Genomic DNA, 17,554 nt, shown 5'->3' on the forward strand with positions numbered 1-17,554 from the left:
CCGTTTCCTTCTCATGGTCGACTCACTCACCGACGGACTGAAGGTCCGCCACCTGACGATGATGGGCCTCGGCTCCGCGATCGGCGCCGGGCTGTTCCTGGGCACCGGCGCCGGCATCGCCGCCGCGGGACCCGCCGTCCTCCTGTCCTACGCCATCGCCGGCTTCCTCGTGATCCTCGTCATGCGCATGCTCGGCGAGATGGCCGCCGCCTCGCCGTCGTCGGGATCGTTCTCGACCTACGCCGAGATGGCGTTCGGCCGCACCGCCGGCTTCGTCACCGGCTGGCTGTACTGGTTCACCCTCGTCATGGTCATGGGTGCCGAGATGACCGGCGCCGCAGCCTTCATGGGTGCATGGTTCGGTGTGGATCCGTGGATCCCCGCCCTCGTGGCCATGGTCGTCTTCGCCGCGGTCAACCTCGCGAAGGTGTCGAACTTCGGCGAGTTCGAGTTCTGGTTCGCCGCCATCAAGGTCACCGTCATCATCGGGTTCCTCGTCGTCGGGACGTTGCTGGTGTTCGGCCTGCTCCCCGGTTCGGCCCCTGTCGGCGCCGCCAACTTCACCGGTCTCGGTGGGTTCGCGCCCAATGGCGTCTCGGGCATCGCCGCGGGGCTGCTGGTCGTGGCGTTCGCCTTCGGCGGCATCGAGATCGTGACCATCGCGGCGGCCGAGTCGAAGGACCCGGCCCTGTCGGTGGGGCGCGCGGTGCGCAGCGTCGTGTGGCGCATCAGCGTCTTCTACCTCGGGTCGATCCTGGTGATCACGTTGCTGCTGCCGTGGAACCGTCTCGACGAGGCGCAGTCGGCCGCGGAGAGCCCGTTCACGCTGGTGCTGCAGCAGGCGAACCTCTCCGGGGTGGTCGGCTTCATGGAGGCCGTCATCGTGCTGTCTCTGCTCAGTGCCTTCAACGCGCAGATCTACGCGACCAGCCGGATGATGTACTCGCTGGCGCTGCGGGAAGGCCGGAGGGGGCCGTTGGCGCGGGTGGATGCGTCGGGGGTCCCGCGTGCCGCGCTGCTCGTCTCGGTGTTCTTCGGCTTCGTGGCCGTGCTGCTGAACTATCTCGACCTCGACGGTCTGCTGACGTTTCTGCTCAACGCCGTGGGCGCGTCCCTGTTGGCGATCTGGGCGGTGACGGTGGCGTCGCAGCTACGACTACGACGCCGTCTGGAGGCGGCAGGTCCACTGCCCGTTCGCATGTGGGCGTTCCCGTACCTCAGCTGGGTGGCGCTCGCGCTCCTCGTGGGCCTGACCGTGCTCATGCTGACGGACGCGTCGTCCCGTCGTCAGGTACTCGCCACCCTCGCGGTGGTCGTGCTGTTGACCGTCGTCGGTCTGGTCACCGGGCGTCGTCGGGCGGCGGCTCGCTGATCACACGGTGGGCGTGGGTGTAGACGTTCATACCGTCTCCGCGGAGGAAGCCGACGACAGTCAGGCCGGACTCGTCGGCGAGGTCGACGGCGAGCGACGACGGCGCGGACACTGCGGCGAGGATCGGGATCCCGGCCATGACGGCCTTCTGCGCGAGCTCGAAGGATGCGCGTCCGCTGACCATGAGCACCGTTCCCGTGAGGGGAACCCGTCCTTCGAGCACCGCCCACCCGATCACCTTGTCCACGGCGTTGTGTCGGCCGACGTCCTCCCGCACCGCGAGAAGCGTGCCGTCCGTGTCGAAGAGCGCGGCCGCGTGCAGCCCGCCCGTGGACGCGAAGATGCGCTGGTGCTCGCGGAGGGTGTCCGGGAGCGTGGTCAGGACGGTCGTCGTGACTGTCGCGCCGTCGGCTCCGGGGGAGTGGCGGGTCTTGAGCCGCACCGCATCGAGTGACGCCTTGCCGCAGACGCCGCAGGACGACGTCGTGTAGAAGTTCCGTTCGACCCCGGGGTCGGGTGGTGGGACGTGCGGTGCCAGAGCGAGATCGAGCACGTTGTAGGTGTTGAGCCCCTCGTCGTCGACACCGTCGCAGTACCGTGCGGCCAGAATGTCGTCGCGGCCGCCGATGACGCCCTCGGTGGCGAGGAACCCGTGCGCGAGTTCGACGTCGTGTCCGGGCGTACGCATGGTGACGGCCAACGCCTTGCCGCCGACGCGTAACTCCAACGGTTCCTCGGCGACCACGGTGTCGGGCCGTGACGAGCGGTGTGGTCCGCGGATGCGGACGACCGGTCGGCGGACGGTGGCGCGGCCCATCAGTGGTGGCTCTCGTGCAACGTGCTCATCACTCCATAGTGGACCCGCGTCGGCCCGGCGCGCGGACGGACCCGTGTCCGAGGCGGCGGTGCATAAGTTAGCCTTGCCTACACCAGGGGGGCTGGGTCCCCGCCGTCCATCGAAGGGACCACCTCACCATGGCCATGTCGGCCGGCGTCTCACGTCGTTCTTTCCTCCTCGGTGCCACCGGCGCGATCGTCGCGGTGGCCGCTGCGTGCAGCAGTTCGGACTCCGGCGGATCGCAGGACTCCGGCGCGACCGTGTCCACGAAGTACGGCGAGGTCAGCGTGCCGTCGGATCCGCAGCGCGTCGTCAGCGTCGGGTACAACGACCAGGACACCCTGCTCGCGCTGGGTGTCGTTCCGGTCGGAGTGTTCGACTGGTACGGCGACTACCCGTCCGCGACCTGGCCCTGGGCGCAGTCTGCGCTGGGGGGCGCCGCACCGGCGATCGTCGGGACCGCGTCCGAGGGCATCGACGTGGAGAAGGTGGCGTCGGCAGGCCCCGATCTCATCGTCGGTACCTATGCCGGTATCACGCAGTCGGAGTTCGACTCGCTGTCCCAGCTCGCCCCGACCGTCACCCAGCCGACCGGTTTCGTCGACTACGGCATTCCGTGGCGCGACCAGACCGCACTGCTCGGCCAGGCGCTCGGTCGGGCTGATCAGGCGAGCACGCTGATCACCGATCTCGAGCGCGAGTTCGCCGACACGGCTGCCGCCAACCCGTCGTTCGCCGGCAAGACGGTGCTGCTCGGAGCGCTGCAGGGGCCCGGACAGTTCGGTGTCTACGGCGCGCAGGACCCGAAGGTGCGCTTCCTCAACGAACTGGGCTTCGTGAATCCGCCGGTCGTCGACCAGGTGGGCGAGCGCAACTTCGCCACCGTGAGCACCGAGCAGTTGTCTCTCGCCGACGTCGACGTGCTCGTCTGGTACGCCGGTGGCGGCTTCGGTGACAAGCTTCGTGCCGAGCTGGCGGCCACTCCCGTCTACCAGCAGCTGTCCGCCGTCCAGGAGAATCGCGTGATCATTCTCGAGGACGAGGCGGCCGAGGCCATGGCGTGGAGCACCGTGCTCAGCCTGCCGTTCGCGTTGCAGGAGATCCCCGGTCGGCTGGCACCTCTCGTGCGCTGACACGCCCGGTCGCGGATCGGCCGGCGGTACTGTCGGCGGCGTGACCGTGCTGATCATCGGCGACGCCGACCGTCTGGACTCGGCCGGTGAGAGCCCGGGCCGATTCGCGGTGCGAGGTCCGGAGTCGGACGCGTGGTTCGACGCCGAGACGGACCGTGCGGTGGTCGGCTGGCGCTGTGTGCTGATCGGTTCCGCAGCCCATGTCGCGGTCTACCGCGAGCGAGCGCTGCGGGCGGGCGCAGAACCCGACGAGATCTCCGTCGTCGTCACGCAGGACGGCAGTGTCGACGTCTACTGCCCGGTGTGCGGAACGGTCGGACCGGCACCGCCCTGTGGGTCCTGCGGTGCGAATCTCGTGGTGACCGACCATGTCTCGAGCCGTCTCGCTGCTCGCCTCGGCGTTCCGGACGCCGCGTCGTGACACTGCGGGTGGTCCACTCGACCGCGGTCACTCCGGACGGTGCGGTGCGGCGCATCGACCTCGCGCCGCTGCGCTCGGGGGACGCGCTGCCGTCGTTCGTGCCCGGAAGCCACGTGGTGGTGCGCTGCGGCGACGACGCGTCCGCCCCGTACAACGCCTATTCCCTGATCGGGCCGCCGCACGCCCCGTCCCTCTACTCGTGCGCGGTACTCGCCGTCGGCGCCGGGTCGCGATGGCTGCAGAGCCGGCGCCCGGGTGACCTCGTCGAGGTCGACACTCCGCGCAGCACCTTCGCTCCGGTTCTCCGTGCGCGGAGGCACCTGCTGGTGGCCGGCGGGATCGGCATCACGCCGATCCTGTCCCTGGCGCGGTGGCTCGGGTCGACCGCCGAGGTGCACTACGTCCACCGGCCGGAACGCGGCGCGTTCGCCGAGGACGTGGCCACGTCGTGCGATGCGCGGATCAGCACCACCCGCGAGGACTTCACGAGCGGACTGGCGGACGCGCTCACCCGGCAGCCACTGGGAACTCACCTGTTCGTCTGCGGGCCACCCTCTCTCGTCGAAGCGACGCTGACTGCCGCGCGTGCGGTGGGCTGGCCGGAGAGCCGTCTGCACACCGAGGCGTTCATCCGCCCCGATACTCCTCGCCGGTCGTTCGTGCTCGAACTCGCGCGCAGCGGTCGCACCCTGCCGGTGTCGGCCGACGAGTCGGTGCTGGACGTCCTCGACACTGCCGCCGTGTCCGTCGACCGGCAGTGTCGTCACGGTGTCTGCGGTCGGTGTCGGACGCCCGTGCTCGCGGGCGCCGTCGATCATCGCGACCTGTTCCTGTCCGACGACGAACGCACACGGTCGGATTCGATGATGGTCTGCGTGTCCCGCGCCGCGGGGGACCGTCTGGTGGTGGACCTGTGACCGACCTACGGGCCTTCCCGTTCCCCTTCGACGGTGACACGTACCGGTACAGCACGAATCTCGAACCGGCGCGCACGGCTCATCGGACCGCCGCGGGCGGCTGGGGTGAGCACGTCGTCGAACCGGGCACCGACTATCGGGGCGCGCTGGCCGAACGCGCCCGCATCCTCGCACGGGACCCCCGGCGAGCGGTGTCGTTGCCGCACATGGCGCCGGCCGGGTGGGACGCGCTCGAGACGGTGCTGACCGAACTGCACCGCAGCATGCCCGACGAGACGACGCTCGATCTCGACGACGGGCGTGTCCGTTTCTCGAACAGATTGTCCGGCACCAGCATCGACGTCGCCAGAGGTGACCCGAGCGTCGACCCACTGCTGCTGGCGGCGGGGGAGACCCCGGACGATCTCGTCCTGCTCGACACCCGCAGGGGCGAGCTGTTCGCCGACGCGGGCGTGGTGACGTTCGCGTCGGGGTGGTCCGTGAACTTCGCTCTGGGTGCGAGCTTCGAGGACATCCACGGTCCCGTCCCGCGTGTGCGGGAGGAAGGGGTCGTGGCGCGGGCGCGCGCGTTCCTCCTCGGGCTGGGTGCGGGAGCGATCGTGCGGCGCACCAACTGGTCGCTCGGGGTCGATCATCGGCTCGACGCCTCTCTGGAGACGCGCGGGGAGTGGGCACCCGCGCGACGGCACCTCGAGACCGCGTCCGTCGACGAGGTCGGCCGGCGCCTCTGCCTGCGGGTCGAGGTGCAGCACCTGACGCGCCTCGCTCCGTCCGGTGCGATCCTCTTCCTCATCCGCACCCATCAGGCCTCGCTCGACGAACTCGCGGCGGTGCCCGGCTGGGCGGAGCGCGTCGTCGCGGTCACCGCGGAGCTGCCGCGTGACATGGCCGACTACAAGGGGCTGACCGCGCTGCGACCGGCGATCGACCGCTGGTGGCGGAGCAGACGTCGCGCGGTGCTCGGGTGATCGCCTAGGTTCGGGGGCATGACCGACGCGAGCGCTTTCCGGACTCCCGACGCCTACCTCGACCTTCCCCGCATCGCGGGGCTCGCACTGTCCGTCGACGGAGCGTCGCTCGTCACCACGATGTCCGAGCTGAATGCCGCACGGACGAAGTACGTCTCGAGTCTGTGGTCCATCGCGACGGACGGCACGTCGGCGCCGCGCCGGCTCACCCGGTCCGCCACAGGTGACTCCGCACCGACCTTCGCCGCGAACGGCGACCTGCTCTTCGTGCGAGCGGCGTCCGGTGACGACGACGCACCGTCCGCGGTGTGGGCGCTGTCCGCGCGGGGCGGAGAGGCCCGCAGAGTCGCGCACCGCGGCGGAGGGGTCGGGGGAGTCGTGGCCGCGACCGACGCGCCGGTGTTCGCTGTCTCCGGTGAGGTTCTGGGCGACGTCGACCGTGACGAGACGCTGCGCGCGCTGCGGAAGGACAAGGCCGTCTCCGCGATCCTGCACAGCGGATATCCGATGCGGCACTGGGACAGCGACCTCGGTCCGGCGTCCACGCACGTCTTCGTGGGGAACCTCGGCGACACTGAGGACACCGACGTCGCACTGCGGACGGTGACGCCGCGACCCGGCGGTTCGGCGGGCGGCGGCGCGTACCGCGACACCTCCGTCGCGGTGGCTCCCGACGGCTCGTGGCTGGTGGCCACACGCAGGGTCGCGGGAGCCGATGCCACCACACGGCACGTGCTCGTCCGGATCGACACCTCGGACGGTGCCGACGCCGTGCTGGTCGACGACCCGGTGGCCGACGTCGGAGCCCCTGCCGTCTCGCCGGACGGAACGCGCGTCGCCTTTGTGCGCGAGACGCATCCGGAACCGGATGCGGCGCCGCGGACCACGCTGCACGTCCTCGACCTGACGACCGGGCTGCCGGAGCAGTGGGCGGCCGGGTGGGACCGGTGGCCGTCGTCGCCGGTGTGGTCCGCCGACGGGCGCAGCATCCTGGTGACGGCGGACGACGACGGCCGGGCACCGATCTTCGTCGTGACGCGCGACGCGGCCCGCCGCCTGACGCAGGACGACCACGCCTACACCGACCTGCGCCCGGCTCCGGACGGTGATGTCGTCCACGCGCTGCGCTCGTCGTATCTCGTTCCGCCGCATCCGGTCCGGATCACGCTCGTCGACGGTGCGGCGACCGAGCTGCGATCACCGGCCGCCACGCCGGCACTGCCGGGCACCCTCGAGGACATCGAGACCACCGCCGAGGACGGTGTGCGGGTGCGCGCCTGGTTGGCTCTCCCCACGGGCACGTCCGCCGACTGGCCCGCGCCGCTGGTGCTGTGGGCGCACGGCGGACCGCTCGGATCGTGGAACGCCTGGTCGTGGCGCTGGAATCCGTGGATGCTGGTGGCCCAGGGATTCGCCGTCCTGCTCCCCGATCCGGCACTGTCCACCGGGTACGGGCAGGCGTTCGTGCAGCGCGGCTGGGGCCGATGGGGGACGGAGCCCTACACGGACCTGATGGCCGTCACCGACGCCGTCGAGCAACGCGAGGACATCGACTCCACGCGCACGGCGATGATGGGCGGCTCGTTCGGCGGCTACATGGCCAACTGGGTCGCAGGTCACACCGACCGCTTCCGGGCGATCGTCTCGCACGCCGGTCTGTGGGCGCTGGACCAGTTCGGTCCCACCACCGACGAGGCGTCGTACTGGGCGCACGAGATGACGCCGGAGATGGCGTTCGAGAACTCACCGCACCTGGCCGTCGCGGACATCGTCACCCCGATGCTGGTGATCCACGGCGACAAGGACTATCGCGTGCCCGTGGGCGAAGCGCTGCGGTTGTGGTGGGAGCTGTTGTCCGAGTCCGGTTCTCCCGCCGACGAGAACGGGGAGACCGTGCACCGGTTCCTGTACTTCCCCGACGAGAACCACTGGATCCTCTCGCCGCAGCACACCGCCGTCTGGTACGGCGCCGTGCACGCCTTCCTGGCCGAGCACGTACTCGGACAATCCACTCCGATGCCCGAGATCCTCGCGGCGCGACCGGGCCGGACCGTCGATCCCGACGCGCACTAGAATCACCCGGTGACCAGATCGACGACAGCGCCCGACGAGAACCCTGCCGACCGCCTGCCCAAGGCCTGGAATCCCGGTGACGTGGAAGCAGGCCTCTACCAGGGATGGGTCGACTCCGGGTACTTCGTCGCCGATCCGGACAGCGCGAAGCCGGGGTACTCGATCGTGCTCCCGCCGCCCAACGTCACCGGCAGCCTGCACATGGGCCACGCCCTCGATCACACATTGATGGACGTCCTGTCCCGTCGCAAGCGGATGCAGGGCTACGAGGTGCTGTGGCTTCCCGGCATGGACCACGCGGGCATCGCCACGCAGTCGCTCGTGGAGAAGCAACTCGTCGCCGAGGGAACGTCCAAGGACGAACTGGGTCGGGACGCCTTCATCGAGAAGGTGTGGGAGTGGAAGCGTGAGTCCGGCGGCACCATCGGCGAGCAGATGCGCCGGATCGGTGACGGCGTCGACTGGAGCCGCGAGCGGTTCACGATGGACGAGGGCCTCTCGCGTGCTGTCCAGACCATGTTCAAGCTGCTCCACGATCGTGGCCTGATCTACCGCGCCGAGCGCCTCGTCAACTGGTCGCCGGTGCTGAAGACGGCGATCTCCGACATCGAGGTCAAGTACGAGGACGTCGAGGGCGAACTGGTCTCGCTGCGCTACGGATCGTTGAACGACGACGAACCGCACGTGGTGGTCGCCACCACTCGTGTCGAGACGATGCTCGGCGACACCGCCGTCGCCGTTCACCCCGACGACGAGCGCTACCGGGACCTGGTGGGAACGACGCTTCCGCACCCGTTCCTCGACCGGGAGATCCCGGTCGTCGCCGACGACTACGTCGACCCCGAGTTCGGCACCGGCGCCGTGAAGATCACGCCGGCACACGACCCCAACGACTTCGAGATGGGTCTCCGGCACAGCTTGCCGATGCCGTCGATCATGGACACCTCGGGCCGGATCGCCGACACCGGAACGCAGTTCGACGGTATGGACCGCTTCGAGGCTCGTGTCGCCGTGCGCGAGGCACTCGCGGAGCAGGGCCGCGTCGTCGCCGAGAAGCGTCCGTACGTCCACAGTGTCGGCCACTCCGAGCGCAGCGGCGAGCCCATCGAGCCGCGACTCTCCCTCCAGTGGTGGGTGAACGTCACCACGTTGGCGGCCTCCGCCGGCGACGCCGTGCGCGACGGGCGCACCGTGGTGCACCCGAAGAGTCAGGAACCGCGGTGGTTCGCCTGGGTGGACGACATGCACGACTGGTGCATCTCGCGCCAGCTGTGGTGGGGGCACCGCATCCCCATCTGGTACGGACCCGACGGTGAGACGGTCTGCCTGGGCCCCGACGAGACGCCGCCCGAGGGCTGGGTGCAGGACCCGGACGTGTTGGACACGTGGTTCTCGTCCGGCCTGTGGCCCTTCTCGACGATGGGCTGGCCCGACCGCACTCCCGACCTCGAGAAGTTCTATCCCACCAGCGTTCTCGTCACGGGTTACGACATCCTGTTCTTCTGGGTCGCCCGCATGATGATGTTCGGCACCACCGTCGGCGACGAGCTGCCCGGTCCGGTGCCGTTCCGCGACGTGTTCCTGCACGGGCTGGTGCGTGACGAGTTCGGCCGCAAGATGTCGAAGTCGAAGGGCAACGGCATCGACCCTCTCGACTGGGTCGACCGATTCGGTGCGGATGCACTGCGTTTCACGCTGGCGCGCGGCGCGCATCCCGGCGGTGACCTCTCGGTGGGCGAGGACAACGCGCAGAGTTCGCGCAACTTCGCCACCAAGCTGTTCAACGCCACCAAGTTCGCGTTGATGAACGGCGCTGTGGTGCAGGATCTCCCGGCCCGCGAGACGCTCACGGACGCCGACCGCTGGATCCTCGACCGGCTGGCGACGGTACGCGCCGAGGTGGACGACGCGCTGGACCGCTACGAGTTCGGCAAGGCGTGCGAGGCGCTGTACCACTTCGCCTGGGACGAGGTCTGCGACTGGTACCTCGAACTGGCCAAGGTGCAGTTCTCGTCGGAGAGCGCGGCGGAACCCACTCGTATCGTCCTCGGTGTCGTGCTCGACTCCATTCTCCGCCTGCTGCATCCGGTCGTCCCGTTCGTCACCGAGACGCTCTGGAAGGCGCTCACGGGCGGCGAGAGCATCGTGGTCGCACCGTGGCCGAAGGAGACCGGGGTCGGAGCCGATCCCGTCGCGTTGCAACGCGTGTCCGACATGCAGAAGCTCATCACCGAGGTGCGCCGCTTCCGCAGCGACCAGGGCGTGAAGCCGAAGCAGAAGGTCCCGGCGCGGCTGCTCGGGGTCGAGGAGGCGGACCTCACGGCACAGATCCCCGCGACCCGTGCGCTCGCCTTCCTGACGGAGCCGGAGGAGGACTTCGCCGAGACGGCGTCCATCGAGGTCCGACTCTCGCTCGGTACCGTCGTCGTCTCCGTCGACACGTCCGGCACCGTCGACGTGGCGGCCGAGCGCAAGCGCGCCGAGAAGGATCTCGCGGCCGCGGAGAAGGAACTCGCCGCGACCACGGCCAAGCTGGGCAACGAGGCCTTCATCGGCAAGGCCCCCGAGGCGGTCGTGGACAAGATCCGCGCACGGCAGCAGATCGCCCGCGAGGACGTCGAGCGCATCACCGCACGTCTGCGTGAGATGGGGCCGGCGTGAGCTATCCGGGAAACTCCGGGCCGGAGGGGGTGACGGGACCCTCCCCGGTCGATCTCGCCGAGTTCACGCTGGTGGAGTCCGAACTGGACCAGCGCTGGGGCGAGACGACCATCGAACCGTCGCTCACGCGCATCAGTGCGCTGATGGACCTGCTCGGGTCCCCGCAGGCGAGCTACCCGTCCATCCACGTCGCGGGCACCAACGGCAAGACGTCGGTCACCCGGATGATCGAGTCGCTGCTGCGGGCGTTCCACCGGCGCACCGGTCGCACCACCAGCCCCCACCTGCAGTTGGCCACCGAGCGGATCGCGGTCGACGGGGTGCCGCTGACCCCTCGCCAGTACGTCGACACGTACCGCGACATCCTGCCGTACGTCGAGATGATCGACGCGCAGTCGGAGGCCGCGGGCGGGCCCAGAATGAGCAAGTTCGAGGTGGTGACCGCGATGGCGTTCGCGGCGTTCGCGGAGGCCCCGGTCGACGTCGCCGTCGTCGAGGTGGGTCTCGGCGGGCGGTGGGACGCCACCAACGTGGTGGACGCGCAGGTCTCCGTCATCACCCCGATCGGTATCGACCACATCGAGTACCTCGGTACCGATCTGGCCGGTATCGCCGAGGAGAAGGCCGGCATCATCAAGAAGGCCCCCGAACGGCTCGATCCGGTCGACACGGTGGCGGTTCTCGACGAGCAGCAACCCGAGGTCACCGACGTCCTGTTGCGGCGTGCCGTGGAGATGGACGCGGCGGTGGCCCGCGCCGGGTCCGAGTTCGTGGTCCTGGCCCGTCGCGTCGCGGTCGGCGGTCAGCAGCTCGAGCTCCGCGGCCTCGGCGGCGTGTACGACGACATCTTCCTTCCGCTCCACGGTGAACACCAGGCGCGCAACGCCTCGCTGGCCCTCGCGGCGGTCGAGGCGTTCTTCGGCGCGGGTGCCGACCACGGACTCGACGTCGAGACGGTGCGCGAGGGTTTCGCCTCGGTGGTGAACCCGGGCCGACTCGAGCGGGTGCGCAACGCACCGACGGTCTTCGTCGACGCCGCGCACAACCCGCACGGCGCCGCCGCACTCGCCGCGACGCTGACGGCCGAGTTCGACTTCCGCAAGCTCGTCGGCGTCGTGTCCGTGATGAAGGACAAGGACGTCGACGGCATTCTGCAGGCACTCGAACCCGTACTCGACGAGATCGTCGTGACCCACAACGGCTCCCCGCGCGGGCTCGACGTCGAGGCACTCGCCGACGCCGCCGTGGCCAAGTTCGGCGACGAGCGTGTCGTCGTCGCGGAGACGCTCCCGGACGCACTCGAGATCGCGATCGGCATCGCGGAGGACGTCGCGGACGAGGGTGAGGCCGTCTCCGGTGCCGGCGTCGTCGTCACGGGATCCGTGGTGACCGCCGGTGCGGCACGCACTCTCTTCGGGAAGGACCCGGTATGACAGTCCCCGAGGCGGGCCAGGTCCCGCCGCCCGCACGCGATCCGTGGAAGGGGTTCCGCGGCGTCTGCGCCGGCACCCTCGTCCTCGAGGCGATCGTCGTCTTCCTGTCCCTCCCGGTCGTCGCGACCGTCGGCGGCGGACTCACGTGGATCAGTGGGACGTACATCATCGCGCTGGGCGTGGTCATGCTGCTCGGTGCAGGACTGCAGGGTCGGTCGTGGGCTCTGTCCTTCGATCTCGGGCTGCAGGTCCTGGTGATCCTCGGCTTCTTCGCGCACCCGTCGATCGCCGTCGTGGGCGTGCTGTTCCTCGCCGTGTGGGTGTACCTGCTGTATCTGCGCCGCGATCTCCGCAAGCGCATCGCCGAGGGCCGGTTGCCGAGCCAGCGAGAATGACGCCGGTGCTCCGGGGCCGATCGAGGGTCCTCTAGGCTCAGCGCTCGTGACCGAACGCACTCTCGTACTGATCAAGCCGGACGGCGTCGAACGTCGCTACGTCGGCGACATCCTCGGCCGTATCGAGCGCAAGGGGCTCGACCTCGTCGCCCTGAAGCTCCTGACGGTGGACCGCGAGGTGGCGGAGAAGCACTACGCCGAGCACGCCGAGCGGCCGTTCTTCCCCGACCTCATCGAGTTCATCACCTCGGGACCGCTCGTCGCGGCGGTGCTCGAGGGTCCTCGTTCCATCGAGGCCTTCCGTCAGATCGCCGGTGGCACCGACCCCGTGGCCAAGGCGACGCCCGGCACCATCCGCGCCGACCTCGCGCTGGACGGACAGAAGAACCTGGTCCACGGCTCCGACTCGCCCGAGTCCGCTGCTCGTGAGATCGCGCTCTGGTTCCCCGAGCTCGGCTGACGCTCCACCTCGAGTCCCACCCCCGACCGCCGGGCCGCACCGCGAACCCCGCATTGGCACGCGGCGGTCGGGGAGTGTGGGATACTGGCCTAGGTCGCGACGCGCACCACGCGAACGTGACCGGATGACAATCACGGACCGAAGCCCGTCATCGCGAACACGCGCAGGCATCGATGCGAGTCTCCTTCTCGCACCGCCGACGCGTCCCGCTGAAGATCAGGTGCTCGGATCGGCCATCCGCCCAGGCAGTGCGGTGACAGTCGCCGACCGTTCCGGTCGACGACCTGACGCAGTGCGAACCCGCTTTTTCGTCGGATCGTCCGATCCCGCGAACGAACCATGACTCCCGCGTGGCCGCGTGCCATTCGACGGACGACGCCCGATCGGGCACCTCGGCCGTGGATGTTCGCGCCCGGGAGCCCGAGGAGAACACGTGGCCGACACCGTGCCGCCCCAGGAGCCGCTCGATCAGGGCGCCCCCACCTTCCCCGAGCGCATCCGCGTTCACGCGCTCGCCAAGCTGCTGGGAGTAACCAGCAAGCAGGTCGTCGCCCAGCTGGCCGAGATGGGCGTGGACGTCCGCAGCGTCCAGTCCAGCGTCGTTCGTGACGACGCGCAGACCGTCGCCTCCGCACTGGGTGCTCCGGCGCTCGACGCCGCCGACGTGGCAGATCTGCCCGCTGCCGAGAGCACACCTCCCGCCGCCGAGGAGACCAGCTCGGCGTCCACGGCCGACGAGAGTCCGGCCTCTCCCACCGAGCCGGACCTCTTCACGAACATCGAGACGGCCGAGGCGACGGCCCCGTCGTCCGCCGACCCCGCCACCGCGCCGCTGTTCCTGCAGCCCGAGGTCACCGAGGCGCCGAAGGCTCCCCGGACGCGGGCACGTCGCGCTCGATCCGCGCCGAAGAAGGCGGAGGTCGACGAGACCACGACAGCGGACGCACCCGAGGCCGACGGCACTGCCGACGTGTCCACCCCTGTCGAGGTGTCCGCCCCCGCCGAGAGCACCCCTGTCGTCGAGACGGCGACCGAGTCCGACACCTCCTCGTCCGATGCCTCCGCGTCCGACGAGGGCACCGACGACGACGCGAACGAGCAGGACGGATCGTCCGGTCCTCGCCGCCGCCGCCGTGGCCGTCGTGGCCGTGGTCGCGGACGCGGTGACAACCAGAACGACGACAACCAGAACGACGATCAGAACGACGACGACGAGTCGGACGAGTCCGCCGCGGATCGCTCCGATGCGCCTGCCGCCGAGGACGCGACGGCGGAACCGGAGACCACGGACACGGACGACGCCGCGGAGGGCGACGACGCGCCGAAGCGCTCCTCGAGCCGCCGCTCGCGCAGCCGTCGTGGGTCGCGGGCGGACACGTCCGCCGACTCGGACGCGCCCGAGACCACCGATTCGACCGACGCGTCGAGCACGACCGACACCACTGCCGGCGAGACGGAACCGTCCGCGGAGGACACCGACGGTGCCTCCGGGGAGAACGACGGTGCCTCCGGGGACAACGACGACGACTCGACCGGGGACAGCGCGAGCCGTCGTCGGCGCCGCCGTCGTCGCCGCAAGAGCGGTGGCGAGAGCGCGGACTCCGAGACCACGACCGACGACGATCCGCCCAACACGGTGGTGCACGAACGCGAGCCGCGTCAGCGCGCGGCCAAGTCCAAGGACGAGGTCCAGGGCATCACCGGGTCGACCCGGCTCGAGGCGAAGCGTCAGCGTCGCCGCGACGGTCGTGACGCCGGCCGTCGCCGTCCGCCGATCCTGACCGAGTCCGAGTTCCTCGCGCGCCGCGAGTCGGTGGACCGGACGATGGTCGTGCGCGAGAAGTCGCTGGCCGGGCACCCGGACCTGACCCAGGTCGCGGTGCTCGAGGACGGCGTTCTCGTCGAACACTTCGTCACCAGCACGGCCTCGGGCTCCATCGTGGGCAACGTGTACCTCGGCCGCGTGCAGAACGTGCTACCCAGCATGGAAGCCGCGTTCATCGACATCGGCAAGGGCCGCAACGGTGTGCTGTACGCCGGCGAGGTCGACTGGGACGCCGCCGGGCTGGGCGGCAACAGCCGCAAGATCGAGCAGGCCCTCAAGCCCGGTGACCAGGTGCTCGTGCAGGTCAGCAAAGATCCCGTCGGGCACAAGGGCGCCCGGTTGACCACGCAGATCTCGCTCGCCGGCCGCTTCCTGGTCTACGTGCCCGGTGGCTCGTCCACCGGCATCAGCCGCAAGCTGCCCGACAACGAGCGCAAGCGTCTCAAGGACATCCTGCGCGACATCGTCCCGTCCGAGGCCGGGGTCATCATCCGGACCGCGTCGGAGGGCGTCAGCGCCGAGGAGCTCGAGCGCGACGTCACCCGTCTGCAGGCGCAGTGGGCCACCGTCTCGGAGCGTTCGACGGGTGCCGAGGCGTCCAAGTCGTCGGCTCCGGTCACGCTGTACGAGGAGCCCGACCTCCTGGTCAAGGTGGTCCGCGATCTCTTCAACGAGGACTTCTCCAAGCTGGTCATCGAGGGCGACCGTGCCTGGTCGACGGTGCAGAACTACATCGAGACCGTCGCCCCCGACATGCTGCCCCGCGTCGAGCGGTACACCTCGGCGTCCAAGGACGTCGATGTCTTCGGTGCCTTCCGCATCGACGAGCAGCTGGCCAAGGCGCTCGACCGCAAGGTGTGGTTGCCGTCCGGCGGCACGCTGGTGATCGACCGCACCGAGGCCATGACCGTGGTCGACGTCAACACCGGCAAGTTCACCGGTGAGGGCGGCAACCTCGAGGAGACCGTCACCCGGAACAACCTCGAGGCGGCCGAGGAGGTCGTGCGGCAGATGCGCCTGCGCGACATCGGCGGCATGATCGTCGTCGACTTCATCGACATGGTGCTCGAGTCCAACCGCGACCTGGTGCTCCGTCGCCTGACCGAGGCCCTGGGCCGCGATCGCACACGGCACCAGGTGTCCGAGGTGACGTCGCTCGGACTGGTCCAGATGACGCGCAAGCGCATGGGTACCGGTCTCATCGAGGCGTTCTCCACGACGTGCGAGCACTGCCACGGGCGTGGGCTGATCATGCATCAGTTCCCCGTCGAGCCGGCCAAGGACGAGGGTGGGCGCTCCCACTCCCGCTCCGATCGGTCGCGGTCCGACAACTCCCGTTCGGACACCACCTCCCGCTCCGACAGCCAGGCCTCCGAGGGCGGCTCGCGTCGCAAGCGCGGCGGCCGGGACCGTTCGGAGAATCGAGTCGACGAGACGACGACGGCCGAGACCACCGAGTCCGAGTCGGGAAGCGACACGGCTGTGCGTCGTGCTCATCCCGTCGCTCTGGCCATGGCGGCGCACCTGCATCCGGACGATGTCGCCGAGGTGGCGGACACCGTGTCGGATCCGATCGAGGACGCGACGGCCGCCGTGGCAGCGGTGCGCGACGCCGCCGGCCGCAACGGCCGATCGGACTCGGCCGCCGAGGTGACCGAGACGTCGGACACGCCGTCGACACCCGATTCCGCCACACCCGAACCCGCGGCGCCGGAGCCTGTCGCTCCCGAACCCACCGCCGCGACGCGTCCGCGCCGCAGTCGTCGGGTGTCCCGAGCGGCGTCCGCGCCGGCCGGGGACTCCGCCGGCACGGTCATCGTGGTGCCCTCGGCACCCGAGACGTCCGCGGCAGCACCGACTTCCGACAGCGGCGACGAGGGCGGCGCTGCCGAACCCGTTGCAGTGACCGTCGGGGGCGGCGCCTCCGTGGAGCCCGTCGCACCGGTCCGGCGTCCGCGCCGTCGGGCAGCGGGTCGGCCGGCCGGACCGCCGGTGGACGACGAGGCCTGAGCTGCGGCCGAGCACCGGGCCCGGCGGTTTGACCGGGCCACGGGCTCTACCGTAATCTTGGACAGTCGCTGCCGGCGACGTGGGTCCGTCCTGTCCTCCGCGAGGTGAGCGGGCGCAGCCACCCGAACTTCGGTTCGCCGGCGCAAGAGTGTGACCAGCAGGGGCTGCGGAACCGCAGCCACGAGACCAGTCACGTCCCCGACCAGGGACGTGAGAACGCATCAAAGAAGCAAGGGGTAGCCCTCCGATGGCAACGTACGCGATCGTCAAGACCGGCGGAAAGCAGTACAAGGTCGCTGTAGGTGACCTCGTCAAGGTCGAGAAGATCGAGGGAGCGCCCGGAACGGCTGTCTCGCTTGCTCCTGTTCTCGTCGTCGACGGGTCCGAGCTGACCACCGGGGCCGACAAGCTGGCCGGCATCACCGTCACCGGTGAGGTCGTCGAGCACACCAAGGGCCCGAAGATCCGCATCCACAAGTTCAAGAACAAGACCGGGTACCACAAGCGTCAGGGACACCGGCAGAAGCTGACCGTCCTGAAGGTCACCGGCATCAAGTAAGTCCTGATACCGGTCTCCATCCGGCGTCTCTGCGTCACCACGGCTCGTTCCACCAGGGCTCGTCCATCACGGCACCGGCTCCACCAACCCCGGGAGGGTTTCTCATGGCACACAAGAAGGGCGCGTCCAGCTCACGCAACGGTCGCGATTCCAATGCTCAGCGTCTCGGCGTCAAGCGCTTCGGCGGACAGTCGGTCAGCGCGGGCGAGATCCTCGTCCGTCAGCGCGGCACCCACTTCCACCCGGGTGTGAACGTCGGCCGTGGCGGCGACGACACGCTCTTCGCCCTCTCGGCGGGTGCAGTTCTCTTCGGCACCAAGCGTGGCCGCAAGACCGTCAACATCGTCCCGGCCGCCGCGGAGGCCTGATTCTCCTGCGGCGCCCGCGAGGCCCGGCTTCGGCCGTTCGCGCGACGTCAGTGCACGTTCCCGTCAGGGGCGGTTCGGAGGGCTCGTCCTCCGTCCGCCCCTGACGGCGTTTCACCCCTCG

Annotated in this window: 14 protein-coding genes; 13 read left to right on the plus strand and 1 reads right to left on the minus strand. The window is 69.9% G+C overall.

What is annotated here, in order from left to right; genetic code table 11:
* The first annotated feature begins 13 nt into the window (after window positions 1-13).
* The gene (locus J4E04_RS07185; RefSeq protein WP_490150262.1) at window positions 14-1,372 is read left to right on the plus strand and encodes an amino acid permease; all 1,359 of its coding nucleotides are present in this window, start codon (window positions 14-16) and stop codon (window positions 1,370-1,372) included.
* Here the strand turns inward: J4E04_RS07185 and fdhD are convergent.
* Complete coding sequence (gene fdhD / locus J4E04_RS07190; RefSeq protein ID WP_222630308.1) at window positions 1,341-2,189, minus strand: formate dehydrogenase accessory sulfurtransferase FdhD; 849 nt, start codon at window positions 2,187-2,189, stop codon at window positions 1,341-1,343. The two genes, J4E04_RS07185 and fdhD, sit on opposite strands and share 32 nt — an antisense overlap.
* 164 nt (window positions 2,190-2,353) lie before the next feature.
* Here fdhD and J4E04_RS07195 point away from each other — a divergent pair, with 164 nt between their 5' ends.
* From J4E04_RS07195 to rpmA, 12 genes are all read left to right on the plus strand, one after another.
* The gene (locus J4E04_RS07195) at window positions 2,354-3,343 is read left to right on the plus strand and encodes an iron-siderophore ABC transporter substrate-binding protein (RefSeq protein ID WP_222631375.1); all 990 of its coding nucleotides are present in this window, start codon (window positions 2,354-2,356) and stop codon (window positions 3,341-3,343) included.
* Between the two features lie 40 nt (window positions 3,344-3,383).
* Window positions 3,384-3,764, plus strand: a complete 381-nt coding sequence (locus J4E04_RS07200) for a dimethylamine monooxygenase subunit DmmA family protein (RefSeq protein ID WP_222649360.1) — start codon at window positions 3,384-3,386, stop codon at window positions 3,762-3,764.
* Complete coding sequence (locus J4E04_RS07205) at window positions 3,761-4,681, plus strand: PDR/VanB family oxidoreductase (RefSeq protein WP_222649359.1); 921 nt, start codon at window positions 3,761-3,763, stop codon at window positions 4,679-4,681. The genes J4E04_RS07200 and J4E04_RS07205 overlap by 4 nt, the downstream gene beginning before the upstream one ends.
* Window positions 4,678-5,649 carry a heme-dependent oxidative N-demethylase family protein gene (locus tag J4E04_RS07210; RefSeq protein ID WP_222630312.1) on the plus strand — a complete coding sequence of 324 codons (972 nt, stop codon included), beginning with the start codon at window positions 4,678-4,680 and terminating at the stop codon, window positions 5,647-5,649. Before J4E04_RS07205 ends, J4E04_RS07210 begins: the two co-directional genes overlap by 4 nt.
* Before the next feature lie 18 nt (window positions 5,650-5,667).
* Window positions 5,668-7,722: a S9 family peptidase gene (locus J4E04_RS07215; protein WP_490150263.1), complete on the plus strand. Its 2,055-nt coding sequence runs from the start codon at window positions 5,668-5,670 to the stop codon at window positions 7,720-7,722.
* 9 nt (window positions 7,723-7,731) lie between these two features.
* Entirely contained in the window at window positions 7,732-10,383 is a 2,652-nt protein-coding gene (locus tag J4E04_RS07220; protein WP_490150264.1) for a valine--tRNA ligase, read from the plus strand.
* Between the two features lie 29 nt (window positions 10,384-10,412).
* Window positions 10,413-11,816, plus strand: coding sequence for a bifunctional tetrahydrofolate synthase/dihydrofolate synthase (folC, locus tag J4E04_RS07225; protein ID WP_027505664.1), 1,404 nt, complete (start codon window positions 10,413-10,415; stop codon window positions 11,814-11,816).
* A complete protein-coding gene (locus J4E04_RS07230) occupies window positions 11,813-12,211 on the plus strand; it encodes a DUF4233 domain-containing protein (RefSeq protein ID WP_490150265.1) in 399 nt (132 codons plus the stop codon). The genes folC and J4E04_RS07230 overlap by 4 nt, the downstream gene beginning before the upstream one ends.
* Before the next feature lie 46 nt (window positions 12,212-12,257).
* Window positions 12,258-12,671 (plus strand): nucleoside-diphosphate kinase, encoded by a 414-nt coding sequence (gene ndk, locus J4E04_RS07235; RefSeq protein WP_056445877.1) that lies wholly within the window; start codon window positions 12,258-12,260, stop codon window positions 12,669-12,671.
* Between the two features lie 433 nt (window positions 12,672-13,104).
* Complete coding sequence (locus J4E04_RS07240; RefSeq protein WP_490150266.1) at window positions 13,105-16,506, plus strand: translation initiation factor IF-2 N-terminal domain-containing protein; 3,402 nt, start codon at window positions 13,105-13,107, stop codon at window positions 16,504-16,506.
* A 247-nt stretch (window positions 16,507-16,753) separates the two neighbouring features.
* A complete protein-coding gene (gene rplU, locus J4E04_RS07245; protein WP_027505669.1) occupies window positions 16,754-17,065 on the plus strand; it encodes a 50S ribosomal protein L21 in 312 nt (103 codons plus the stop codon).
* Window positions 17,066-17,169: 104 nt separating this feature from the next.
* Window positions 17,170-17,433, plus strand: coding sequence for a 50S ribosomal protein L27 (gene rpmA / locus J4E04_RS07250; RefSeq protein WP_027505670.1), 264 nt, complete (start codon window positions 17,170-17,172; stop codon window positions 17,431-17,433).
* The last annotated feature ends 121 nt before the right edge of the window (window positions 17,434-17,554 follow it).

The organism is Rhodococcus sp. NFXS4 (assembly GCF_058139645.1).